The organism is Pseudomonas lundensis (assembly GCF_015377145.2).
Taxonomy (GTDB): Bacteria; Pseudomonadota; Gammaproteobacteria; order Pseudomonadales; family Pseudomonadaceae; genus Aquipseudomonas; species Aquipseudomonas lundensis.
Genome location: NZ_CP062158.2, coordinates 2,872,383 through 2,897,628 on the forward strand (window position 1 = coordinate 2,872,383; position 25,246 = coordinate 2,897,628).

The following is a 25,246-nucleotide window of genomic DNA, read 5'->3' on the forward strand; positions in this document are numbered from 1 at the left end:
TACGGGCGAATGCGCGCAGTTTGATCGGATGACGTGTCCAGAACAAGTCGAAGATGCGGCCTGTGGTCGCTGGACAGGCGAATGACCACCGTACTCGCAGGCCGCGTTTCCCGCTTAATGGCTGAGCATGAAGGTGTGGTACTCAAGGTCATCCAGCGCCGTCGACAACTGCTGCAACGCCACCCATACGCACACCAGCAACGACAAGGTAAACCCGTAACCGAAGAAACTCGGGCCCAGGTACAGGCTGAGCAGGGTCAAAGCGCCGTTGAGCAGCACAAACATCACACACAGCTTGAGCACGATGGCCCGCTTGTCGAGGTAGAAAAACACGTTCAGCAGCGCCATGAACACCACCTGAATGCTCACCCCCACCAGATCGATGTAAAACAACGGCAAGTAGTAACTGGAAATCCCCAGCCATTGGAGCAGGTGCGGCGCAAACAGGAACAACAGCACCGCCGTCAGCCCCTGCACTTTGCAAATCTCCAGCAGCCCTTGCTGGATCGACAGCGTCATCTCTGTCTTGATCTGGCCGATATGCTGCAACGTCTCCCCTTCGCGGATCGCCCGGAACAGACGGTCGTACCACTGCGCGAAGTCGGTTTCGATACGGACCAGGAACACCGCCATGCCGGGGATGATCGCCAGGTACGCGAGGAAGATCGGCAAGTCGTACAGCACCGACGAGCGCATCGGGCCGATCACCGCGCTGGAGGTGGCCGGGTTGAACCAGAAGATGAACTTGTCGATCCAGATCCCCAGGTTGTAGCAGAGCCCAGTCAACAGCAGGCTGGTGAACACCTGACGCCGGTCCAGAAAGTCGAACGCCACCAGTGTATCGGCGCGGTATTCGCGCAAGATGTCGTAGAGGTACAGGAACAGCAGCGCACCGTGGCCGATCAACAGCGCCAGCAGCAAACCGTTGATCCCCATGAAGCTCAACAGCCAGGCACTCAGAACCATCAGCGCATAGCCCACCAGCATCACCAGCAAAATCCGGTTATAGGCCTTCATCCCCGACAGAAAGATGATCACCAGCCACAGGTTGCACAGGGTCACAAAATTGGCCAGCACCAGCAGCCGGTACATCAACGGCTCGTCAAACAGCGCCCACAGCAACAGCGCGCCCAGCCCCCCCGAACTCAGGGTGACGAGCAGCAGCACACCCACCAGATTGGGCAAGATCCGCGAGAATTTGCGTTCAAACAGCCGGTCGGAGACGAAACGGGTGAAAAACAGTTGCAGGCCGCCCGTGAGGATCAACGAGGTGGCCATCAGGTAAGTCACGGTGATCAGAAACTGCCGGACCAGCATTTCCGGCATCAACAACCCGAGGCTCAACACCCCCACCAGCATCACGCTGACAATCGACAGCACCCACGGCCCCGAGCTGATCAGCCCGGCGTATACATAGGCATGCAAGGTCGCGGTGTACGTGTCGCGCGACAGGATTTTGCGCAGTTCAAAACCGATGCCAGCCATTTACACCGCCTCCATGGCTGCGCGGTACAGGGTGCGATAACGCTCGAACATCAGATTTTCTCCGTAATAACGATGCACCCGCTGCAAACCGCTGGCTTGCGCGGCCTGCCAGCGTTGCGGGTCGCGCAGCAGACCGAGAATGGCGCGGGAAGTGGCCTGCGGATCGGCAATCGCCACCACTTCCCCGGCCAGCCCCAGGTCGCGGTCTTGGGCAATGCCGCCTTCGATCAACTCACGGCACGAGCCCACGTCGCTGGAGACCACGGGAATCCCCGCCGCCCAGGCTTCCAGAATGACCAGTGGCTGAGCCTCACTGATGGAGGTCAGCACCATCAACCCCAATTGCGGCAGGATGTTTTGAATGCTCTGGAAACCCAGAAACAGCACGTTGTCTTCCAGCCCCAGGCTGGCCACCAGGCTGCGGCACTCGCTGACGTAAGCCGGGTCTTCCTCTTCGGGGCCGACAATCCAGCCCTGCACGTGCGGCATGGCGCTGACCACGCCGCGCAGGGCGCGGATAAAGGTTTTCACGTCCTTGATCGGCACCACGCGACCAATCAGCCCCACCACCGGCAAGATGCCGTCGGGGCGGGCCTGCAACGCGGCCGTCCATTTCGGCAAGTCGATGCCGTTAGGGATCACTTGCGTGCGCGCCGCATCCGCGCCGTCCTTGATCTGCCGCTGACGGTTGCCGTCATATAAGGCGATGATGGTGTCGGCGTGGTCGTACACCAGCCGCCCGATGCGTTCAAAGAAGCGGATCCACAGGGTGCGCATGTAACCGGTGCCGGTGTCCAGGCTGCCATTGAGGGCCTGCTCGCTGCTCTCCGCGATCCAACTGGCCTGGGCCAGATCGATTTTGCGTTCCTTGGTGTAAATGCCGTGTTCACTGAGCAGGTAACGACAGCCCCAGCGCTGCTTGAGGATGCAGCCCACGAGCCCCGCATAGCCGGTGGAAATCGCGTGCAAAACCCGCGCCCTGGGCATGTCGCGCGCGGCCTCGGCCAGCATCAGCAAGGGCGACTGCATCGAGCGCACGGTCCAGAAATAATTGACGAACGACGGATCGCCACAGTGCTTGAGATAGCCCTCGCTCAGGGTGTGCCAACTGGCGCGGCTGCGCAGCACGTCCGCCAGGCTCAGGCGATCCTGGGCCAAAGCGTCGAGGAGCTGTTGGCCCTGCGCCACACTGGGCGCGTCCGGGTGGTGCAAAAATCGGTACAGGTTGGCCAGTTCCGGGGCAATGGCCTGCTCACTGGTGGTGCCCGACGAGCAACCTTGCCACGCATCTTCAAGGAACACCTCCTGGATGTGCACCACGTTCGGCGGGATGTCGTAGTTGCGGCGGCTATAGGCGTTACGTTGCCCGCCGATGAACAGCACCGAAAACGTGACTTCGGGCAATCCCAGCAGCATCTGGTGAATCCAGCTCGAGACCCCGCCGCGTACGTACGGCCAGGTGCCTTCCAGCAACAGGCAAACATCCGCCATTGGCGCATCATGTGGGGGTGTGTTCATAACCAGCACCTAGCGAGGTCGGCAAAGGGGGGGCGACGCAACAGGTCGGCGGGCAAGGCCGCCAGCAAAGACGGAATTTGCGCGTAATGCCCGGCCCTGAAGGCAATTTCAGCGTGAAACGGAATCAACAGCGAGGCGTCGATACCGGCCTGTTCGGCGGCGTCCAGATGCGTCAGCGCACTGTCCAGCGCATCCATTTCCAGCGCAATACGCCCTGCCAGCAGGTGCAACTCGCCGCCCTCACCTGCGCGCAAGCCTTGCTCGGCATGTTCGCGCGCCTGATTGAGCACGTGTTCGAGCACACTGCCTTGGGCCAGCCCCAGGTAGGCCAGCTCCCAGTACCAGCGCGCCAGTGTCGCGTGCAAGGCCGCCCGGGCTGGCGGTTTGGCGAAGGGCAGCTGTTTGAGGTCGGCCTGGATGCGCTGGTTGATGTCGTTTTCCTGCTTGTCGAGCATCGAATACGCCAGCAAACGCACGTCATCACTGGGGTCGGCCAAGGCCAGTTTGAGGATCGGGATCGCGTCTCTGCCCGGCATGCGCCGCGTGCTCAGCAGCGCCGACAGGCGCAGATCCGGGTCGGGTGCGTGACGCAGGACGTCCTGCAAACCGCCATCGCGAAACATCGGCGAATGCAGCGGCTGCGACCGGAAAGGCAACTTCGGGATGCCCAGCGCCTGCCAGGCTTGCTGTTCACGAGGGCGCGGCCAATACAGCGCCGGGAAGATCACACACGCGACGCCCAAGGCGCCGACCACCGGGATAAAAAACACCAGTGAAAACAAAAACAGCGGGCTCCAGGGCATGGGCTGGCGATAGCGCGCGGGCAGCAGCATCCAGACCCCGGCGCACAGCATGCCACTGGCCATCCCATGGGCGATCACATACAGCACGAACGCCTGCCCCGGCGGCAGGTCGACCCAGAGGCTGGACCAACTGCTCGCCTCCAGCATTACCCCAAGGCTAAATAGCCACTTGCTGATCATTCAGGCCACACTCGTTGTACAGGAAGTTACGCAAGCCGCCGCGCTCGCACGCGGGCTCCAGGGTGTACGCGAATGCGCGCACGCCCAGGCTTTGCAAGGTGTGTTGCTGGCCGAAATGCTCGTGCACCAACGTGTTCAGACGCGTCAGGTAACCTTCGGCGCCCTCGGCACTGGTCAGCGGTAACAGCACCAGCAGCCCATCATGGTCGCGCTGGTTGCGCACGTTCAGTTGCAGGTCGAGCCCGCGCTGGCTGCGTTCAAACAGGCTGAGCAATGGCGGGTTAGGTTCGGTCAGCTCGAAGAAGAACAGGCACGCTGACAAGTCGTGCTGTTGCACATCGATCAAGGATCGCTTGAGTTGCTGGGCGAAATGCTGCGCATCGGCATCCGGCAGTTGCAGGCTGAGGTGGTCACTGCTCAGCAAGTCCGCGATATGCCCGGCCAGCAATGCGAGCAAACTCAGGGTGCGCTCCTGAAACGCGAAGAACGGCATCTGGCGCACGGCCAAAATCGCCAGCACTCGCCCCTCGGTGTCCATCAGCGGCACGCAGACCTGCAACGACGAAAAATCACTCTGCTCGCCGTTGTCAGTCAGGTTGCTGCGCACACTGACCAACTCGTTGCGTTCAAGGCACAAGGTAATCAGCGGGTCGTGCACCGACAGCGGGCCCATCACACCGAGGGTGGCCAAGGGCTCATCTTGAACCCGGCGTTGGGCATCCACCGGGTACAGGCCCGCCACCCGCAACGACCCGTACTGGCCCAGGATCGCCACAATCGGTTCGGCCAGGGCCACCAGCGGTTGCGGGGTGCCTTGCAGCGTGCGCAACCGTTCGCGCAAGCCCAGCAATGAGCTGCGCAGGCTTTGATCGCTGCCTGCGACCCGCTGCTCCAGCCGGTCATGGGAAACCCGCAACACCTGATGGTGCCGGGTGAACTCGTCGAGGCGGTACTGGCGATAATTGTTGGCCATCTGCAAACGCTGCAAACGCCGGTCCCACAAGTCGCGCACTTCGCCCACCACCATGGTGCAGACCAAAATGCCAACGATGAATGAAGGCGAAATCTCGGCGTACAGCGGCCACCCCTGTTGGCGCAAGACAAAAAACGCCATCACGATCAGGCACGCGCTGCTGACCCCTCGCACAAACCCGTAGCGCACGCTGATCAACAGCGGCGCCAGCAGGGGCCAAGGGAACTCGCCACGCACTTGCAGCGGATCGTCGGGGGTCAGCCACAAGCCAAGGCCGAGCGCCAGCGCGGTGATGACCAGCGTCTCAAGCCAAGAGCCGAGGCCCTGGGTTCTTGGCGCCAGGCTGAAATCCATATGGGGGGAATTCATCTCAGTTACTCGATCCGAAGGCCGCCGACCAGTTTGTTCAGCACTTTCTGCGCAGAACCGGCCAGGCTTTCACGTGACCAACCGGCGCGCGCACCACTTTCGCTCCACAGCACACGGCCGGTGGCCGGTTCGATGACCCGCAGGCTGATCCCCACCGCCGGTTCGCCATCCAGACCGTTCTTGTACTGCCACTCTTCGACGCTGCCCGCCACCACGTAATCGAGCTTCTGCTGACGCGCCCAGTCCATGGCGCCGCTCAAGCGCTCGTTGTCGTCCAGCAGGGCTTGCTCGCCCTGCTCGCCCACCGGGTACATCTGGGGGTGCAAGCCTTTGCTGCTCAACACGCTGAGCAGGATTTGCTCGCTGCGTTCACCCGCCTGCGGGGTTTGCGAATAGTTGACAAGCGGCACCACGCCCCACTGGGCACTGCGGGACAAGGTCGGGCTGTTTTTACCGGTGAAGCTACTGCACCCGGCGATGAGCAACACGCTCATGACCAGCGTCAGGTTTCGGATTGTTTGCATCGTATTTCTCCACATCATCATTGATAGATCAGCGCCCAAACCGCAGGCCATAGCTCACGCCCAACGTGCCACCGGCACCCGCGCCGCCCTGAGGCGAAGACTGGTAACCGAACGTGAATGCCAGTTCGTCATCGCCCAGCACCTCCATGCCCAGGCCCGTGTCCACGCCCCAGTTGAAGGTTTTGTCGACCCACTGCCAGCCCGCCGTCACGTCCACCAGCCAGGTGTATTGCGCCTTGGTGCGGTTTAACGCTCCCGGCATGCCACGCCGCCATGAACTGCCGACATACACCTGGCCATAACGCGCTTGCAGCAAGTCACGGGCCGTGAGCGGCGACGTAACGTCCACGGCGCGCGCGCCAATCACCTGGCCCTCGTCATCTTCGATGGGCTCTGGCTCGTAGATCGGTTTGAGGAAGGCCGTGAGGTCGTTCAGCTCACCGCTTTTGAGGGCATTGCGCTGATAATCGGCACCGGCACGCACCACCCAGTTGGGGCCTTCGAATTCCAGGGTATGGGCCAGTTCCAGCTTGGCCTCCTGCCCGGAGCCCAGCGCATCGCCTGTACGGGTCGAAAAGCGGTTATGCGACAGCGCCCAATTCAATTGGTCCCGCGCCGAAAAACCGTGCTGACCTTTGACCCACACCCCGTCGTGCTGACCGAAGGCGCGCATCAGTCCGGTTTCGTCGCTCTGGCGATGCCAGTCGAGGCCGGTTTCGATCTCATCGGTTGCACTCAATTGCCACGCGCGGCTCAGGCCAACGCCGTTGCGGTCGTGATCCTTGCGGGTGCTGAGGTCGGCAATCAGGCTGTAACTGCCGTCACTCAGTTGACGGCGCAAGGTGAGCAGCGCGTTGCGCTCCTGATCCAACTCACCATCGCGCAGTTGATCGCTGTCATAGCGCCCCTGGCCCAGCACCAGGCTGGCGTACCAGTCGTCATTGAGGTGGCGCGCGACCGTCAGTTGCGGACCGGCAATGTCCAGCCCGCCAAAATCCTTGCCCTGCCAGCTCAACTGAATGCCTTGCGGCGTGCGGTCAAGAATCTCGACGGCCTGACGCCGCAATTGCTCGCGAATCAGGGCCGACTGCTCGTCCCCCAAGGCCGACAACCCCACGCTCAGGGCGTGACCGTCATGGCCCAGTTGACTGAGGGCCTCGACTTGTTGCGCCGGGTCCAGTTCGCCGCTGGCCAGCAGTTGCTTGAGCATGTCGCGATTGCGGTCACGCAGCGCTTGCTGGATCAGTTCAAAGCGGTCGACTTTCAGGCCCTGGCTGCGCGCCCAGGCCAGCCAGTCATTTTTCTGGGCCGATTGATTGGTTTCGTCCAGCCGCGCCAGCAGGCGCTCGAACCACAGTTGCAACATCGCCGGCGAGCCGTCCTGCCATTGCAACGCCTTGTTCTGGGCCAAACGCGCCGAATAGCTGCTGGCCAACAGGCGCAGCCACATCGAATAACGTTGAGAGGCTTCAAGCCCCGGTTGCAGGTCCACGGTCCGGGTCAACTGCAAGCGCAAACGCTGCGCGGCTGCCAACGCGCCGGACGCTTCCAGCGCGTCGGCATAACCGGCCTGCACCAGCCAATCCTGTGGGTTGGCCTTGAGGTACAGGCGATACCAGGCCAGCGACTCGCGGGTGCGCCCAACCATCTGGCTGGCACTGGCAAACGGCAACCACAGCAGGTTGTCGTTACGCGCCCGCGCCCGCCATTTTTGCAGCAATGGGCCAATCTCAGCCGTGCGGCCCTGATCGATGTACAGCCACAGCAAGCGCTCGCGAAACAGGTTGTCATCGTCGTAACGCGCCAACCCCTGCTTGAGCAGGTGCTCAGCCTCGGCGAAGCGTTGCTCGTGTACGGCCAACGCCGCGCGGGCCGCCAGCACTTGTTCCTGATCGTTGGCCTGGGGCCATGCCTGCGCGCTGTCGAGTAATGCACTCACTTGAGCCCAGTCCTGCAGCTCCTGCGCCACTTGCAACGCCACCACCAGACGCTGCGGGTTATGGGTTTTGTTCCAGCTTGCAATCATCAGCGCCAGTGCCTTGTGCGGCGCACGCTTGCGGTACAGGTTGGCCAGTTGCTCCTCTTCGCCGTAATGCAGCGAGCCCTTGATGGCCAGCAGCCTTTCGAGGGCTGGCTGCAAGTCATCGTCGCGCTCCAACTCCCACGCCAATGCCGCGCGCAGCGCCCAATACTCGGGGTCTTCAATGCCCTGGTTATCGATGTCCAGCACCTGCCACGCCCCTTGGGTATCAAAAAACCTCAGGTGCGACCCGGCCCAGTCCACGCGCTCGGTGACGGTGATCGGAAAATGCTTTGCCATCGCCTGCATGACCACGGTCTTGGCCGGGTATTGCTCGGTGTTTTCCAGGTTCTGGCTCAGGCGCACCCAGGCCAGACGCTGCTCCGGGTATTTTTTTAAACTGGCACGCAGCACCGCCTCGGCCAGTTGCGGCGTGCCCCGCTGTTCGTGGGCAAACACCAGCGCATCCAGCTCGGGGCCGGTCAGGCTGCGTGTGTCCAGAAGGCGGGTGAGTAACGGGATGCCGTGGTCGAAATCAAACAACTGGATCGACAACCGCCATGCATGCTCATACGCCGCCGGGTCATCCTGCAGTTTGAGGTAGGCCATCCAGTAATCCAGCGCCTGATAGTTGTCGCCCTTCCACTCGCCCAGTCGGGCCATTTGCTGCAGGAACGCAGCATCGCCGGCTTCGATCTGCAACAGCTCTTGCCCCACACGCCAGGCGCCGTCCTGATCGCCAAACGCCAGGCGCAAGCGGAACTCCTTGCGCAACGCGGCAAGGTTGCCCGGCTGCAAGGTGCGCCACTGCTGGAGCAGCGCTTGCGCTTCCTGCAACTGGTCATGGGCGATGGCCGCTTCAACGCCTTGTTCCAGCCAATGCGGATCGCTGACCGGATCGTCGAGTTGCGCCACTTGTCGGCTTAACAGCGCCGCCGCTTCAGCCCCGCGGTCTGCCGCGATCAAAGCATCGAAGGCTTGGCGCAGGTAGTGTTTGTGCTGTGCGGGCGTACTGCTGGACGCTTCCAGTTGCAGGTACAGGTCGGCGGCACGGCCGGGTTGTTGACCCGCCATCGACCACTGCGCGGCACTGCTTAACCACGCCAGGCGCCTGGCCGGGTCTCGCTCGGCCAGCTCGGCATAGCACTGCCCCGCCAGGCCCGGCGCTTGCAGGACCAACAGCAAACGAGCCATCCGCTCCAGTGCCGCTATCGGCAACTGAGCACGATCCAGTGTGCTCAAGCGCTCGACCAACGCGGTGCGGGCGGCGTCATCGGCGTCCTTGGGCAACATCAGTTGATCGAGCTGCAACCCGTACAGGCGCGCCACGGTGGTATTGGGGTGCGGCCATTGGTTCAGGTGTTTGCGCGCTCTGGGGTACTCGCCCAGGGTAATCAGCAAGTCCAACAGCTTGATCCGCAACGCATCGTCTTGCGGGTGCGCGGTGAGCAACAGTTCCGCGTAGTTGGCCGAGACGGCGTCCGGCTGACGGTCATCCGGCAGGAACACGCTTTCCTGTTGAAAGGTCATCCACAGCAGTCCGCCGACCGCCACGGCCACCACCCCCAGCGCCCATGGATTGAGCAGGCGGGTTTTGTTACTGGCAGAGGAGTTGGGCATCACTCACCTGCTTCATCGGTAATGTGAAGAACCACAGGCCATTTTCCGCCCGGGGGGAATAGCGCTGCCCTTTGATCTCGACATGGCACGGCCCTGCGGCCCTCACTGAAAACTCAATGTCGAACTCACCGGCAAACGCGAACGTGATACGGCCGTCGTCCTCATATCGCCAGGCGCTGAGCGGCACGTTGGCCTCCTCCAATGCCGGGCGCGGGTCGCGATCCGGGCGCAGGGCCAGCAAGGCGCGATCACGGCTCAAATGCACGTATCGGCCTTGCGGCAGGTCGCGGACCCCGGCCACACCTTGAGAGCGGGTCATGTCGGGCCAGCCCATCTGCGGGTCGATGCGCACGGTGCGCAAGGCGTTCATGCCGAGTATTTGCCAGTCACCGTCGGCTGTGCGCGCCAGGCTCGATTCATACAGGCCGCGCACCCGTGGCAGGTAGTCGCTCATCCAAAGCGAGATCGGCTGTTGCTTGATCATGAAGGCGTAGATGTCATCCATGACCTTGATCGAGGCCTGCTTGGTGCCGGAATAAAAGTGGTAATACAGGTGCAAACCGCGCAAACGGCGCGGTGAGTCGGTCAACTCGAACGTGTCGATGACGTCGCGAAAGCCGTAGAACGGGCCCTTCCACAAGTTGGTGTACATGTTTTCGTTAATGATCGGCGCATAAATCTGCAAGCCGCCTGCGGTGGGCCGCAACAGCGGCGAGAGCCCGGTCAGTGACGGGTTGGCGTGGGTGATGATGGTGGTGCCGCCGTTCACATTTTGCAGGCCCGCTTCATACGCGTATTGAAGGGTGGCTTCGTCGGGCAACGCATCCCCTGGCCAGAAAATCATCTTCACCGGCTTTTGCGCGGTGGTCAGGTTGTTGTTGATGTAATCGCGCGAACCAAACACTTCGCGACGAAAGTCGATTTTGTCGTACCCCGGGATTTTCATGTTCAGGCCATATTCGGGATGGAAGCCGTCTTCTTTCATGGCTTTTTCCGGCTGCATGAAGAACGGGTGGCTAAAGGTATGGGTGGCCACCTCGACCTTGGGGTCGGCAAAAATAGTCCGGGCGATGGGTTCCAGTTCTTTGGCCAGGAACGGGAACATGCCGCGTGGGGAGATCTCCCCTTCGATGATCGATACCGAGGTCAGGAACGGATGAGGCTTGATAAACAGGTCCAGCACCGACTGCCCTGCGTAGGGCGTGCCCCGGATCTCTGCGCGGGACGGAAAACCGTCACCGTCGATGTGAACCGTCGCAATGCGTCGGCCGTTTTCGGTGGTGGTGTCGGGGTGCGGTTGCAGTGGCAGGCGCAATGCGCGCTGAATGAACGCGAACGGATCGATGATCCAGCGGCTGGCTTCGCCATTGGACTCCACCAAATACGGCGCCATGACCATTCCGCCCCACTCGCCAATGACGACCGGCGCAAATTCGTTGCCTTTGTCGTCGGCCAGCAACAGACCCGGCTTCGGGCCACCCGGCAAAATCGACAACGGCGTCAGTTCGCGGGTGCGCAGCCTTAAAGGCGCTTCGAAACCGCCGATCAACGACGCGTCTTGCGACAGCAACGTCAGCGAGGTCGGGGCACTCTGCACTGACTGGTGCAACCCGAGGCGCTTGAGCAGCACGGCGTTTTCAATCGGCATGCCGGCCAGAAACACCAGTGGCACGTCTTCATCCAGACGTTGGGTGATCCAGGCATTGAAATGCTGTGCATCCTGCGGTGGGCCGGTGTTCATCCAGCTCACCACCCCGGCATACACGCCCTTGAAACGATGGGCCGGCAGCGGTTTGTCGACCGGGAAGTAGTCAATCCGGTAGCCCAGGTATTCGAGCAGGCCACCGAGCATCACATGCCCGGCGTTGACCGTCAGATCCCCTTCACGCGGGTCATACAGCATGGCGATCCGGCGTGGCTGGACTTCAAGGGTGCTGACGCCCAGGTAGTCGAGTTCCGGGGTGGTCACGAACGGGATAAAGCCTTCATCGCGTAATTGACGGGCCAGTTTGCGTGCCTGCTCGCGCTGGCTCGGCGGCAGGTAATCAATGGCGACCAGCGGCATGCCTTTGTCGCGCAGCGGTTTGAGATGGGTCTCCAGCCACTCGCGGTCGGCTTGCGAGACAGGCCGATAGCGCTTGGCCCCGGCGTCCCAGCCTGCGTGTATCGACTCGACCGCCACGGCAGCGGCCACTCCGTCGAGTTCAGGCAACACTTCGAAACCGCGGTTAAAGAACAGCTTGAGCTTCGGTTCGCGGGCATGCAGTTCACGCAGAAAACTGGCCAGCGCAGTTTGCTGGCCGGGCCATTGCGATGGCGGCAGCAGTTGAAAGCTGTCCAGCGTGTCGAGAAACAGACCGGCATACCCTTGCGCTTGCAATTGATGAGCACGCTCGAACAGATGATTGCGCCATTGCGGAGATGTCAGGTCCATCACCTGGCTGTTCCAGGCCTTGTTGCGCTTGGCACTGGCGCCTTTGTCCAGCCCGAGTTCAGTCAGGCTCCCACGGTCGCCATCGAACTCGCCTACAGAGAGATAGGCAAAAGGCTGACTGCCTAGCTGGCGAATACGCGCGACGTCTGCAGTGGACACATGACCGGACTCAACGACCGCCCATTCAAACTGTGCCAGCTCCTGCAGCGGGGGATTTTCTGCGTACCAGAACGCCACGCTGCGGGGCGCGGGTTCAGCCGCTTGGCTGGCGGTGCCGGTGATGCACAGTGAAAACGCTGCAAACAGGCGTAAAGCGACGGTACACGCACGCCTCCTGCGAAACTTATGCTCCATAACGAACGTTTGACCTTAATGACCGAATCCAGGGCAGTTATTGCAGTGCGGTCACCTCGGCATTCTCAAGGCGATCATGCGTCCTAGGCGGATTGAACACGGGAATAGCCCTGGCGACGGCGTTGCCGACGCAATGAGGTATGGCCCCTGAGCAGTCAATCGGACACAGCACTGCGCACCAATTGCGGGCAATCCTATGGATCCAAAATTCGGAGATCCAATTGGTTTTTTTATATCAAACCGGAATAAACGCCGTTTTTTTGACGACTTTAGCGCGAACTATAAAATCAAACTGAATTCGCTGGAAAATTGACACGACCGGGAAAGCAGCTGATTAGACGCTTGCCATTCGATCGAATAGGGAAAAAGAGGCCATTCAGCTTGTTTGACTGGGATCCATGCCGGATACGCTGCACAGGGGAAGGGAAATGGCTGGAACGTGTATTGGGTGGGCGGGATGCAAAATCGCAGGCACAAAAAAAGCGACCCTGAGGTCGCTTGATTTTTAGCTTCAGAGAGTTCAAGGGCTCTGAGGCGAATATGGCGCAGCGGACGGGACTCGAACCCGCGACCCCCGGCGTGACAGGCCGGTATTCTAACCGACTGAACTACCGCTGCGTATCGCTCGGACTTGCGTCCGTTTGGAACAGTTAAACCGTGACTGAAAGGCTTCGGTGCTTTTCAATCGCAAATCAGGATCACCTGATTTGTAAAAATATGGCGCAGCGGACGGGACTCGAACCCGCGACCCCCGGCGTGACAGGCCGGTATTCTAACCGACTGAACTACCGCTGCGCGTCGGTTGGTGTTCTCTTCAGAACGACCTTTCTCTTGCGAGAAACTCAAGAAGTGGTGGGTGATGACGGGATCGAACCGCCGACCCTCTGCTTGTAAGGCAGATGCTCTCCCAGCTGAGCTAATCACCCTTTGCTTCGTTGAGGCCGCGAAATTTACGCACCTATCGAAGCTAAGTCAAGGACGAGATTGAACTTTTTTAAAAAAAAGCAGAAATCGATAATCCCTGACTATGGCTCTACCACCTTGTGAATCCTCTAATTAGACGGCAGCTAAGCGTCGTACACCATTTTTTTACTCATGCCGCCATCGACCACGAACTCTTGCCCCGTTACAAACCCGGCATTGCGCGACAGCAACCAGGCCACCATCGACGCCACGTCTTCCACTGTCCCGACCCTGCCCGCGGGATGCTGCGAATGATCGGTATCGGCCAGTGGCTCAGCACGGCGCACGGACGGATCGCGGGCATCAATCCAGCCCGGGCTCACCGCATTGACCCGGATCTCCGGCCCAAGGCTGATCGCCAGTGCATGCGTCAACGCCAGCAAACCACCTTTACTCGCGACATACGCCTCGGTGTCGGGTTCGGACTGGCGGGCACGGGTGGAGGCCAGGTTGACGATGGCACCGCAGTGCGCCCGCAGGTACGGGGCGCAATGCTTGGCCAGCAGCATCGGCCCGGTCAGGTTGACCGCCAGTACGCGGTTCCAGTGTTCGAGGTCGAGGCTTTCAAGGGTCATGTTGTGCGGATCCGCAATGGCGGCGTTGCACACCAGCGCATCCAGACGCCCGAACTGCCCCAGCACCTGCGCCACGCACTGAATAACGTCCGACTCCTGTGCCACATCCATCGCCACAAACCAGGCGTTTTCGCCCAGCACCTTGGCCACTCTGGAGCCGCGTGCGCGGTCAATGTCCGTGAGCACCACCTGCCAGCCTTCGCTGACCAGCCAGGCGGCAATCCCCAGGCCAATGCCCCGCGCAGCCCCGGTCACCAGTGCCACGCGGCCGTTTCCGCCCGCCGATGTTTCGAGAATCAGGTCCGTCACAGTGCGGCAAGGCCTCGTGCCAGGTCCGCCTGCAAATCAGCCACATCCTCAAGACCCACCGCGATGCGGATCAGGCTGTCACGGATACCGGCGGCTTCACGCTCCTGAGGTGCCAGGCGACCGTGGGACGTTGTGGCGGGATGCGTGATGGTGGTTTTACTGTCACCCAGGTTGGCGGTGATCGAAATCAGGCGAGTGGCGTCGATAAAGCGCCAGGCACCCTCCTTGCCCCCCTTGACCTCAAAGCTGACCACGGCGCCAAAGCCGCGCTGCTGGCGCTGGGCCAAAGCATGCTGCGGATGGCTCTTGAGACCGGCGTAATGCACTGTCTCGATGCCGTCCTGCTGCTCCAGCCACTCGGCCAGGGCCAATGCGCTGGCGCAGTGGGCACGCATGCGCAGGTTGAGGGTTTCCAGCCCCTTAAGGAAGATCCAGGCATTGAACGGGCTCAAGGTCGGCCCCGCGGTGCGCAGGAAACCCACCACTTCTTTCATCTGTTCGCTACGACCGGCGACCACGCCGCCCATGCAGCGGCCCTGCCCATCGATGAACTTGGTGGCCGAATGCACCACGATGTCGGCCCCCCACTTCAGCGGTTGCTGCAAGGCCGGGGTGCAGAAGCAGTTGTCCACCACCAGCATCGCGCCCTTGGCATGGGCTACTTCAGCGAGCGCGGCGATATCGACCAGCTCAGCCAACGGGTTCGAGGGGGACTCGACAAACAGCAATTTGGTGTTGGGCTTGATCGCGGCATCCCAACCCGACACCTCGGCCAGAGGCACGTAGTCGACCTGCACGCCAAAACGCTTGAAATACTTTTCGAACAGGCTGATGGTCGAACCGAATACGCTACGCGACACCAGAATATGATCGCCCGCGCTGCACAGGCTCATGACCACCGACAGGATCGCCGCCATGCCTGTGGCCGTGGCCACTGCCTGCTCGGCACCTTCCAATGCCGCAATGCGCTCTTCAAAGGCGCGCACCGTGGGGTTGGTGTAACGCGAATAGACATTGCCGGCTGCCTCGCCCGAGAACCGCGCGGCCGCATCGGCTGCGGTGCGGAACACGTAGCTGGAGGTCAGGAACATGGCGTCGCCGTGCTCGCCCTCAGGTGTACGGTGCTGACCCGCACGTACGGCCAAGGTGTCGAACGCTACGCCTTCAAGGTCGCTGTCCAGCCGACCGGCATCCCAATCCTGACTCATGCTGCCCACTCCTTGCTGTAATGACTGCTGTGTATTGGCTACTTTGCGTATCGGAAAAATGCAAACCGGCCCCTTGGGGCCGGTTCGGTGAAGCGTTAGTTGTTGTAGATGCCGATGGTGGCACCCACCCCCTGCGCAATCACCTTGGAGGCATCGTTGCGCGCACGCTCGATACGGTCCAGGTAGTTGTCATCAATGTCACCCGTCACGTACTTGCCATCGAACACCGCGCAATCGAATTTCTCGATCTTGATCTTGCCACCGCCCACGGCGTCGATCAGGTCAGGCAGGTCCTGATAGATCAGCCAGTCTGCGCCGATCAGATCAGCGACATCCTGGGTGGTGCGATTGTGTGCGATCAACTCGTGCGCACTCGGCATGTCGATGCCATACACGTTCGGGTAGCGAACCGCCGGTGCGGCCGAGCAGAAATACACATTCTTGGCACCCGCTTCGCGGGCCATTTGAATGATCTGCTTGCAGGTGGTCCCGCGCACGATCGAGTCATCGACCAGCATCACGTTCTTGCCACGGAACTCAAGTTCGATGGCATTGAGCTTCTGGCGCACGGATTTTTTGCGTGCCGCCTGGCCCGGCATGATGAAGGTACGGCCGATGTAGCGGTTTTTGACGAAGCCTTCGCGAAATTTCACGCCCAGGTGGTTGGCCAGCTCCAGAGCCGCCGTACGGCTGGTGTCCGGGATCGGGATGACTACATCGATGTCGTGCTCAGGGCGCTCGCGCAGAATCTTGTCAGCCAGCTTTTCACCCATGCGCAGACGGGCTTTGTAGACCGAAACGCCGTCGATGATGGAATCCGGACGCGCCAGGTAAACGTGCTCAAAGATGCACGGCGTCAACTGCGGGTTGGCCGCGCATTGGCGGGTGTGCAGCTTGCCATCTTCTGTGATGTAGACCGCTTCGCCGGGCGCCAGGTCGCGAATCAGGGTGAAACCCAGTACATCCAGCGAAACGCTTTCAGAGGCGATCATGTATTCCACGCCTTCGTCCGTGTGACGCTGGCCGAACACGATCGGGCGAATGCCGTTAGGGTCGCGGAAACCGACGATGCCGTAACCGGTCAGCATCGCAACCACGGCGTAACCGCCACGGCAACGGTTATGCACGTCGGTGACGGCGGCGAATACGTCTTCTTCGGTCGGCTGCAGCTTGCCGCGCTGGGCCAGCTCGTGCGCGAACACGTTCAGCAGCACTTCCGAATCGGAGTTGGTGTTGACGTGGCGCAAGTCAGATTCGTAGATCTCCTTGGCCAGTTGCTCAACGTTGGTCAGGTTGCCGTTATGCGCCAGGGTAATGCCATAGGGCGAGTTCACATAAAACGGCTGAGCTTCAGCTGAAGTCGAGCTACCTGCAGTCGGGTAGCGAACGTGGCCAATGCCAACATTCCCGACCAGGCGCTGCATGTGACGCTGATGAAACACGTCACGTACCAGCCCGTTGTCCTTGCGCAGAAATAACCGGCCGTTATGGCTGGTTACAATACCGGCAGCATCCTGGCCGCGGTGCTGGAGGACGGTTAGCGCGTCATACAGCGCCTGATTGACGTTCGACTTACCGACGATACCGACGATGCCACACATGCGACGCAACCCCTACTTTATGGATCTGAACTGAACACCGCTCACTTGGGCTGGGTAGCCGGCAAGAGGTGCTCCTTGAACGGAATATCAGCGGGTACGCTGATACCGCTGGCGAGCCACTGACTGCTCAACCCCAAAATGAGGTTTTTCGACCAGTCGGCAACCAATAGAAATTGTGGCAAAAGCCGTGACTCTTGCCACCACGAGTCCTGCTGTACCGGCCCCAGGCTTAACAACCCGACCGCCACGACCACCAGCAATGCGCCACGCGCGGCGCCGAAGGCCATGCCAAGGAACCGGTCGGTCCCGGACAACCCGGTGACGCGAATCAGTTCGCCGATAAGAAAATTGATCATTGCGCCGACCAGCAAGGTGGCGACAAACATGATGGTGCACCCGGCGATGACACGGGCGGAAGGTGTTTCGATGTAGGCAGAGAGATATTCCGACAGGGAACCACCGAACATCCAGGCGACAACACCGGCAATGATCCAGGTGCACAGCGACAATGCCTCTTTGACGAAGCCACGCTTCAAACTGATCAGTGCAGAAATGGCAATCGTTGCAACGATCGCCCAGTCAACCCAGGTAAATGGCACGGTGCAGCCTACAGACAGATAAGGCGGCGCATTTTAGCAGAGCACCGCCTCACAGGTAAGGCGCTTTGAACGCGCATTACGTAACAGATTGAACCTTTTTTCAGTCTCAGCCACGTTCAGGCTGAAAGCGAACCACAAAACCCTTGAGATTTTGCTGCTTGCCCAGTAAATCGCGCAGCCGGTCGGCTTCTGCACGCTCCAACAAAGGCCCTACAAAAACCCGGTTCATCCCGCCAGAGCTCCGAACGTATGCGTTATACCCTTGATTGCGAAGGGTTTTTTGCAGGTTATCGGCACTGGCACGATTGGACAGACTGACCAACTGCACCGACCAACTGATTGGCAAACCATTGCCATCGACACGTTTTTGCGTGGTATCGAGTTTGGCTGGCGCTTGCGCCACCGTTTGTGCGGGGGTGACCGCTGGCGGCTTGGGCGCGACAGCGGGCTTGGCGACCACCGGCGGTACCACGACAGCTTCCGGTTGCGGCGCAGCCACCACGGCCTGCTCGACCGGGGCAGGCTCTTCGGGAATGACCTGCGGCTCGGGCACTGCAACCGGCTCAACCTGAACCTGCGGCATCACGGGCACTTGAGGCGCCGTGGGGGCATCGACCTGAATCTGACGCTGCTCATCCTGACGCGAAAACAGCATTGGCAAAAAAATCACCGCCAATGCCACCAGCACCAGCGCGCCCACCATGCGCTGCTTGTACGCCTTATCCAGCAAAGCCATGTGCAGCCTCCTCCGTGGCGCGCCGCTCCAGCCATTCAAGGGCTTCGGCGACACAATAGAATGACCCGAACAACAGAATTTCATCCGCTTCACTGGCCCGCTCGCACTGAGCCTCCAGCGCAGCCATGACACTGCCATGCTCTGAAACAGAGGCGCCCTGACGTCGCAGGACAGCCGCCACCTCAGCCGCCGGGCGAGTTCGGGGGGTGTCCAGCGGCGCTACCGCCCAGTGCTCGACCGGCACCGAAAACTCACCCACCACCCCGTCCAGGTCCTTATCTGCCAGCAAACCAAACACGGCCAGGCGCTTGCCTGTCACCGGGCGCTGCATCAGGCGGCGAACCAGATACTGCGCGGCATGCGGGTTGTGACCCACATCCAGAAGCAGATTCAGGGTTTTACCCTGCCACTTGAACGAGCGACGATCAAGTCGGCCGGTCACACGGGTTGCCTGCAGCGCCTGCGCAATGCGCTCCGGCTGCCATGGCAAGCCGCTCAGCGCGTAGCTTTGCAACGCCAGGGCAGCGTTTTCCATGGGCAAGTCAAGCAGGGGCAGATCGCGCAGTTCAATAACGCTCCCGTCCGCGCTCAGTCCACGCCAGTGCCACACCTGTTCGGTGGTAGCCAGGTCGAAATCACGGCCGCGAATAAAGAGCGGACAACCCAGTTCATGGGCTTTATCCAGCAACGTCTGGGGCGGATTCAAATCACCGCACAGGGCAGGCTTGCCTGAACGAAAGATACCGGCCTTTTCGTACGCGACAGACTCTCGGGTATTGCCCAGGTATTCCACATGATCGACGCCAATGCTGGTGACCAACGCCAGGTCGGCATCCACCAGATTGACGGTATCAAGCCGACCGCCCAGCCCGACTTCCAGCACCACCGCATCGAGCCCGGCCCGCTGGAACAACCAGAAAGCGGCCAGCGTGCCGACTTCAAAGTACGTCAGGGAAATTTCACCACGACCTGCCTCGACCGCAGCAAAGGCTTCGCATAACTGCTCGTCCGTCGCTTCAACGCCCGCGATTTGCACCCGCTCGTTGTAACGCAGCAAATGCGGGGAGTTATACACCCCCACTTTCAGGCCTTGCGCTTGCAGCAAAGACGCTACAAACGCACAGGTTGAGCCTTTGCCGTTCGTGCCCGTGACCGTCACCACCCGAGGCGCTGGCTTGATCAGCCCCATGCGGTTCGCTACTTCTCGCGAGCGCTCCAGGCCCATGTCGATGGCCGATGGATGCAACTGCTCAAGGTAAGCGAGCCATTGGCCAAGGGTGCGCCGGGTCATAGGTTTGCCGGAGCCGGCGGTACAACGATGGCTTCAACAGGAGGCGCGACGTACACCGGCGTCGGCAAGCCCATCATTTGTGCCAGCAGGCTGCCCAGGCGCGGGCGCAGCTCTTGACGCGAAACGATCAGGTCGATGGCCCCATGTTCCAGCAGGAATTCACTGCGCTGGAAACCTTCCGGCAGTTTTTCACGCACGGTCTGCTCGATGACACGCGGGCCGGCAAAACCGATCAACGCCTTGGGCTCGGCAACGATCACATCGCCCAGCATCGCCAGACTGGCCGAAACGCCGCCGTACACCGGATCGGTCAACACGGAAATAAACGGAATGCCCTCTTCGCGCAAGCGTGCCAGCACGGCGGAGGTCTTGGCCATTTGCATCAGGGAAATCAGGGCTTCCTGCATGCGCGCGCCACCGGACGCCGCGAAGCAGATCATCGGGCAGCGGTTTTCCAGCGCATGGTTGGCGGCACGTACAAAACGCTCGCCAACGATGGCACCCATCGAGCCACCCATGAACGAGAATTCAAAGGCAGACACCACGACCGGCATGCCCAACAGGGTGCCGCTCATGGAAATCAGCGCGTCTTTCTCGCCAGTCTGTTTCTGCGCGCCGACCAGACGATCCTTGTACTTTTTGCTGTCGCGGAACTTCAGGCGGTCAACCGGTTCCAGGTCGGCACCCAGCTCGACACGGCCGTCGGCGTCCAAAAAGATATCAATGCGTGCACGCGCGCCGATGCGCATGTGGTGGTTGCATTTAGGGCAAACGTCCAGGGTCTTTTCCAGCTCAGGGCGATAAAGCACTGCATCGCAGGACGGGCATTTGTGCCACAGGCCTTCAGGTACCGAACTCTTCTTGACCTCCGAACGCATGATCGAAGGAATCAGTTTGTCTACCAACCAGTTGCTCATGCTTTTTTTCTCCAGTACCGGGGCGGCTTGAACACCTGGTTCAGGCCCCGTGTATGCCCTTGAGCTAAATTCATTAGGTGTGTGGCGATGATTGCAGTCACTTGCGGTCAGCCCATGGCGAACCGGCATCTCCCTGCAACCCTCAGCCTTCCCGACAACACGCTCCAGAGCGGTTGCCACTTTAATTTCTGCCCGTCCAACGACCGGGCCCGCACGCTTTACGGCAGCGGTAATGATGGACGGTGGCAGACTGCCAACCGTCACATCACGCGTCAGTTTGTTCCACGAACCGCCTGCATGAAGGCACGTATTTTGTCGTGATCCTTAATGCCCTTGCTCTTTTCAACGCCGCCGCTCACGTCAACGGCATACGGACGAACGCGGTGAATGGCGTCTGCCACATTATCGGGTGTCAAACCGCCAGCCAGAATGATCGGCTTGCTCAGGTCCCGAGGTATCAAAGACCAGTCAAAGACCTCGCCGGTTCCCCCCGGCACACCTTCAACGTAGGCATCCAGCAAAATTCCGCTGGCGCTGCCATACCGCGCGCAAGCTTGCGCAATGTCATCGCCGGCCTTCACACGCAGCGCTTTTATATAAGGCCGGTGAAAACCTTCGCACTGCTCCGGCGTTTCGTCGCCGTGAAACTGCAAAAGATCCAGCGGTACGGCGTCGAGGGTTTCGTTGAGCTCACACGCGCTGGCATTGACGAAAAGACCGACCGTGGTGACGAAGGGAGGCAATGCCGCAATGATTGCGCGAGCTTGCTGAACGCTTACAGCGCGCGGGCTTTTGGCATAGAACACAAAGCCAATCGCATCCGCTCCGGACTCTACAGCGGCCAGCGCATCCTTTATGCAGGTAATACCGCAGATCTTGCTGCGAACGGCTGACATGTCGACTCCACCTCCGGGTTGGTGCATGAAAGTGGCGGATGGTAACAAAAGCGTGCGCGGGCGTCAGCCGGCCAGTTCGCTAAAACCGGTCAGGAAATGCGGACCGATGTACCGGTCAGGCAACTGAAACTCATCGTGGTACTCGACCTGAACCAGGTACAGGCCGTAAGGGTGCGCCGTGACACCCCCCAAACGACGTTGACGGCTTTCCAGCACCTCTTTGATCCACTCCACCGGTCGCTCACCGGCACCAATGGTCATCAGCACGCCGGCAATATTGCGCACCATGTGATGCAGAAACGCACTGGCGCGGATGTCCAGCACAATCATCTGCCCGTGACGGGTGACCCGCAGGTGATGCATTTCTTTGATCGGTGATTTGGCCTGGCACTGACCGGCGCGAAAAGCGCTGAAGTCATGCACTCCCAACAAGTACTGCGCCGCCTCGGCCATGCGCTCGACATCCAGCGGACGATGGTTCCAGGTGATTTCCTGATTCAAATGAGCCGGCCGTATCTGATCGTTATAAATGACATAGCGATAGCGCCGCGCGATGGCTTTGAACCGCGCATGAAAATGCGCCGGCATGACTTTGGCCCAGCTCACACTGATGTCATGGGGCAAATTGATATTGGCCCCCATCACCCACGCCTTGAGCGAGCGCTCAGCTTGCGTGTCAAAGTGCACCACTTGCCCGCAGGCATGCACACCGGCATCGGTACGCCCTGCGCACAACAATGAAACCGGGGACGCGGCGACTTTTGACAGCGCCTCTTCAAGGGTTTCCTGAACGGTCAGCACCCCGTTGGCCTGACGCTGCCAGCCGCTGTACCGCGACCCTTTGTATTCAACGCCCAGCGCGATGCGGGAAAAACCTTCGGCAGCCATTTCAGCGGCTGCGTTATCTAAATTTGCCAAGGACTTACAGCCTGCTCATGTACGCAAAGGCGGGCATTATAAGGCGCACGCGCCAAGACGCCATGAAACAAATACGCCACACCGATGATTAGACGCACCCGCGCCCACCTCGCAAAAACGACAACGGCAGCCACCCTGGCTGCCGTTGGCATGACGGGCTGGCGATCAGACCAGCTGAGACAACATCTCTTTGGCCTCGGCCTGCTGCGCAGTATTCCCTTCGCCAAGCACTTCAATCAGGATGTCACGCGCACCCTCCGCATCGCCCATATCGATATACGCTTGCGCCAAATCGAGCTTGGTAGCGGTTTCATCCGTGCCGGACAGGAAGTCGAACTCGGGTTCATCACCCAGCTCCACCGCATCGTCAGCAGCGAACTTGTCAGTATCGACAAACGGCTCGGCAATCGGTGGATGCTCCAGGCTTTGCGACAAACGCTCCAGCTCGGCATTCACCTCATCCAGTTCCACCGAAAAGCTGTCAGGCGCCGGCGGTGCCTCTTCGTCCGCCAATGACAGGTCGAAATCCGCAGGCATATCCAGATCATCGACGCCATTGATGTCGAATAAAGGCGTCTCGGCATCAGACAACCCCTTGAGCTCGTCTTCCAGACCCAACACATCCTCATCCGCCAGGGTCGGAGCAGAAAGCTCATCGTCCGGCAGGTTCAAATCAAAGTCTGCAAGGTCATCATGGGCGGCCTGGGCTTCAGCCTGCTGGGCGAGCACGGCCTCAAAGCTCAACTCATCATCGGCAGGCGCCGGAGCCTGAGGCTCCACAGTCGGAGCAACCACCGCTGGGGATGCAGCCTCCAGATCATCCAGACTCAGATCGAAATCTTCATCGAATGCCTCGCTCACCGGCTCGGCGGAAACGGGCGCCTCTGCATTCGGCTCTTCCTGAAGCATGTCTTTGACGAACTGGGCATCCAGTTCGGCAGCCAGGGCCGCCGAAGCAATACCGGCAGCGGCGACAGCTGCCATGGCCGGATAGCGCGCCTTAAGCTGCTCGACTTCAGCGTGGTTTTTGCCATTGGCAACCAACTGGCGCTCTTGGGCAATAAACGCATCTCGCTCGCCCAGTTCGCCATAGACCTGCATCAGCTTCAGACGCAAATCACTGCGTTGCGGCGCCTGCTCAATGGCTGAGGTGAGCAGCTCTTGCGCCTCATTGAATTGGCGGCGGGTAATCAGGTGTTCAGCTTCGTCCAGCACATCGCTGTCGGGTTTGGACTGTGTGGCCGCTGCCACGACTGCCGCCGCGGCGACAGTGGATGCCGCAACCGCGGGAGCCACAGACTCAACAACCGGTGCAGGTGCAGGTGCAGGTGCAGGTGCAGGTGCAGGTGCAGGTGCGAGCTTGACGCTTGGAGGCGGAACTTCAAGGCCTTCAAAGCTGCTTTCCGGCATATCCAGATCAGCCGCAAAATCCGACTCTTCTTCCAGCGCGCGCGCCATGCGCAGGTGTTTTTCGGCGGCCTGTTGCGCTTTACGGCGACGCGCCAGTAGCAACATCAGCAGTAACAACAGCAACACGGCCCCGCCACCGACCAGGCCCAGCAGCAACGGACTGGCCAGCAGGTCCTGAATACTGCGTTCCTGGTCTTGTGCGTCATCCACCGGCGCCGGAGGGATGGCGGTGGCCGGTGTTCCTTCGGTGGCTGGCGGAATGTCGGCTTCGGGGGCATCGGCTGCCTGCGCCGCCAATTGCGCCGGAATCGCCGCAGCAGGATCGGTTGGCACAGGCTCTGCCTGCAGCTTGGCCAACTGATCGTTTTTCAACTCAATCAAACGTTGCAACTTGTCGAGCTGGCTTTGCAGATCCTGCATCCGGCTTTTCAGCTCGGCATTCTCTCGACGGCTGGCATCCAGGCCTTCCTGGGTCATCGCCAGCTTGTCGCTTAAATGTTTGACATCACCTGCCGCGCCTTTGCCAGCCCCCTTGGCCGCCTGCCCTGAGACCAGGCTCAAATTGTCGCCCATCGCCTCTTTGGGCGTTGCCAGCGCCGGGGTTTTACGCCCGGTTGCATCCAACTGCTGGGCCAACGGCACAGTGCGACGCCCGCTGCGCCAGTCGGCGTTCTGCGAGGCCACTTCAGCCAAGGCTTTGGCGTGCGGTAATTGGGTGCTTTGCGACGCATCCGGCAAGCGCAGCACCTGACCGGTTTTCAGGCGGTTGATGTTGCCATTGATAAACGCATCGGGATTGAGCGCCTGAATCGCCAGCATGGTTTGCTGGACGGACCCGCCATTGCGCGCCTTCGCGGCAATTTCCCAAAGGGTGTCACGGGCACTGGTGGTGTATTGCGCCGGGCTGCCCGCAGGTGCAGCCGCCGGGGTGGCTGCAGCAGCGGCAGCCGTTTGCGGCGAAAATTTGGCCGGGTCAAGCAACACGCTGTAATCGCGCAGCAAGCGGCCATTGGGCCACATGACCTGCACCAGAAATTTGACGAAAGGTTCTGACAGCGGCTGACTGGAGGTCACACGCAACACGCTTTTGCCCTCCGGGTTGATCACCGGGGTAAAGCGCAGGTCATCCAGGAACGCAGGGCGCTGAACGCCTGCCTTGGAGAACTCTTCAGCCGGTGCCAGGCTGGGGACCACTTCGGCAGCGGTCAAGTCCTTGACATCCAGCAATTCGATTTCAGCCAGCAGCGGCTGGTTCTGCGTCGACTTCAGCGTCAGCTCCCCGAGCCCAAGCGCCTGTGCCATGCCGGATGACAGCGCCGAAGCGGCGGCGATTGCTAACACTAATTTGCGAACTTGAACCATAGCCTCTTCCTTATTGGTACAGACCCCGTCCCACGGGATCTGTATAGCTGCTGCCTGAAGACCCCGCCCGGATTACACCACCACCGGGTCGGTTCTCCTATTACGCCTTGCGAGCCCTGACAGCAACTGAACTGCAACGATTGGCCGTCTGGCTAGAATCATTTTGCAAATTGACGCCAAG

General features: G+C 60.6%; 17 protein-coding genes and 3 tRNA genes. All 20 read right to left on the minus strand.

All coding sequences use genetic code 11. The annotated features are described in order from the left end of the window. Nucleotides 1-114: 114 nt before the first annotated feature. Complete coding sequence (gene pelG / locus IF654_RS13405; RefSeq protein ID WP_047275534.1) at nt 115-1,485, minus strand: exopolysaccharide Pel transporter PelG; 1,371 nt, start codon at nt 1,483-1,485, stop codon at nt 115-117. Then, nucleotides 1,486-3,003, minus strand: a complete 1,518-nt coding sequence (pelF, locus tag IF654_RS13410) for a GT4 family glycosyltransferase PelF (protein WP_047275536.1) — start codon at nt 3,001-3,003, stop codon at nt 1,486-1,488. Continuing rightward, entirely contained in the window at nt 3,000-3,986 is a 987-nt protein-coding gene (locus IF654_RS13415) for a HEAT repeat domain-containing protein (protein WP_047275538.1), read from the minus strand. Before IF654_RS13415 ends, pelF begins: the two co-directional genes overlap by 4 nt. Then, nucleotides 3,964-5,328, minus strand: coding sequence for a PelD GGDEF domain-containing protein (locus tag IF654_RS13420; protein ID WP_230683704.1), 1,365 nt, complete (start codon nt 5,326-5,328; stop codon nt 3,964-3,966). The genes IF654_RS13415 and IF654_RS13420 overlap by 23 nt, the downstream gene beginning before the upstream one ends. Nucleotides 5,329-5,333: 5 nt before the next feature. Continuing rightward, nucleotides 5,334-5,852: a hypothetical protein gene (locus IF654_RS13425; RefSeq protein WP_047275541.1), complete on the minus strand. Its 519-nt coding sequence runs from the start codon at nt 5,850-5,852 to the stop codon at nt 5,334-5,336. 28 nt (nt 5,853-5,880) lie between these two features. Then, nucleotides 5,881-9,492 carry a tetratricopeptide repeat protein gene (locus IF654_RS13430; protein ID WP_194862322.1) on the minus strand — a complete coding sequence of 1,204 codons (3,612 nt, stop codon included), beginning with the start codon at nt 9,490-9,492 and terminating at the stop codon, nt 5,881-5,883. Continuing rightward, on the minus strand, nt 9,470-12,280 hold the full coding sequence (locus IF654_RS13435) for a bifunctional glycoside hydrolase/polysaccharide deacetylase family protein (protein WP_047280782.1): 2,811 nt from the start codon (nt 12,278-12,280) through the stop codon (nt 9,470-9,472). Before IF654_RS13435 ends, IF654_RS13430 begins: the two co-directional genes overlap by 23 nt. A gap of 541 nt (nt 12,281-12,821) precedes the next feature. Continuing rightward, a tRNA-Asp gene (locus tag IF654_RS13440) sits at nt 12,822-12,898 on the minus strand. A gap of 100 nt (nt 12,899-12,998) precedes the next feature. Further along, nucleotides 12,999-13,075, minus strand: a tRNA-Asp gene (locus tag IF654_RS13445). A gap of 55 nt (nt 13,076-13,130) precedes the next feature. Beyond that, nucleotides 13,131-13,206, minus strand: a tRNA-Val gene (locus IF654_RS13450). A 141-nt stretch (nt 13,207-13,347) separates the two neighbouring features. Continuing rightward, on the minus strand, nt 13,348-14,115 hold the full coding sequence (locus IF654_RS13455) for an SDR family oxidoreductase (protein ID WP_371057587.1): 768 nt from the start codon (nt 14,113-14,115) through the stop codon (nt 13,348-13,350). Nucleotides 14,116-14,123: 8 nt separating this feature from the next. Further along, nucleotides 14,124-15,335 carry an O-succinylhomoserine sulfhydrylase gene (locus IF654_RS13460; protein WP_047275548.1) on the minus strand — a complete coding sequence of 404 codons (1,212 nt, stop codon included), beginning with the start codon at nt 15,333-15,335 and terminating at the stop codon, nt 14,124-14,126. Between the two features lie 95 nt (nt 15,336-15,430). Next, nucleotides 15,431-16,936: an amidophosphoribosyltransferase gene (gene purF, locus IF654_RS13465; protein WP_047275550.1), complete on the minus strand. Its 1,506-nt coding sequence runs from the start codon at nt 16,934-16,936 to the stop codon at nt 15,431-15,433. 41 nt (nt 16,937-16,977) lie between these two features. Next, nucleotides 16,978-17,535: a CvpA family protein gene (locus IF654_RS13470; RefSeq protein ID WP_047275552.1), complete on the minus strand. Its 558-nt coding sequence runs from the start codon at nt 17,533-17,535 to the stop codon at nt 16,978-16,980. 106 nt (nt 17,536-17,641) lie between these two features. Next, nucleotides 17,642-18,271: an SPOR domain-containing protein gene (locus tag IF654_RS13475; RefSeq protein ID WP_047275554.1), complete on the minus strand. Its 630-nt coding sequence runs from the start codon at nt 18,269-18,271 to the stop codon at nt 17,642-17,644. Next, nucleotides 18,255-19,562, minus strand: a complete 1,308-nt coding sequence (folC, locus tag IF654_RS13480) for a bifunctional tetrahydrofolate synthase/dihydrofolate synthase (protein ID WP_048374943.1) — start codon at nt 19,560-19,562, stop codon at nt 18,255-18,257. The genes IF654_RS13475 and folC overlap by 17 nt, the downstream gene beginning before the upstream one ends. Continuing rightward, a complete protein-coding gene (gene accD / locus IF654_RS13485) occupies nt 19,559-20,479 on the minus strand; it encodes an acetyl-CoA carboxylase, carboxyltransferase subunit beta (protein WP_047275558.1) in 921 nt (306 codons plus the stop codon). The genes folC and accD overlap by 4 nt, the downstream gene beginning before the upstream one ends. A 272-nt stretch (nt 20,480-20,751) precedes the next feature. After that, complete coding sequence (locus tag IF654_RS13490) at nt 20,752-21,375, minus strand: phosphoribosylanthranilate isomerase (RefSeq protein WP_047275560.1); 624 nt, start codon at nt 21,373-21,375, stop codon at nt 20,752-20,754. Between the two features lie 63 nt (nt 21,376-21,438). Then, nucleotides 21,439-22,263 carry a tRNA pseudouridine(38-40) synthase TruA gene (gene truA / locus IF654_RS13495; RefSeq protein ID WP_047275562.1) on the minus strand — a complete coding sequence of 275 codons (825 nt, stop codon included), beginning with the start codon at nt 22,261-22,263 and terminating at the stop codon, nt 21,439-21,441. 195 nt (nt 22,264-22,458) lie between these two features. Next, nucleotides 22,459-25,065 (minus strand): FimV/HubP family polar landmark protein, encoded by a 2,607-nt coding sequence (locus IF654_RS13500; protein WP_194862321.1) that lies wholly within the window; start codon nt 25,063-25,065, stop codon nt 22,459-22,461. Nucleotides 25,066-25,246 lie beyond the last annotated feature (181 nt).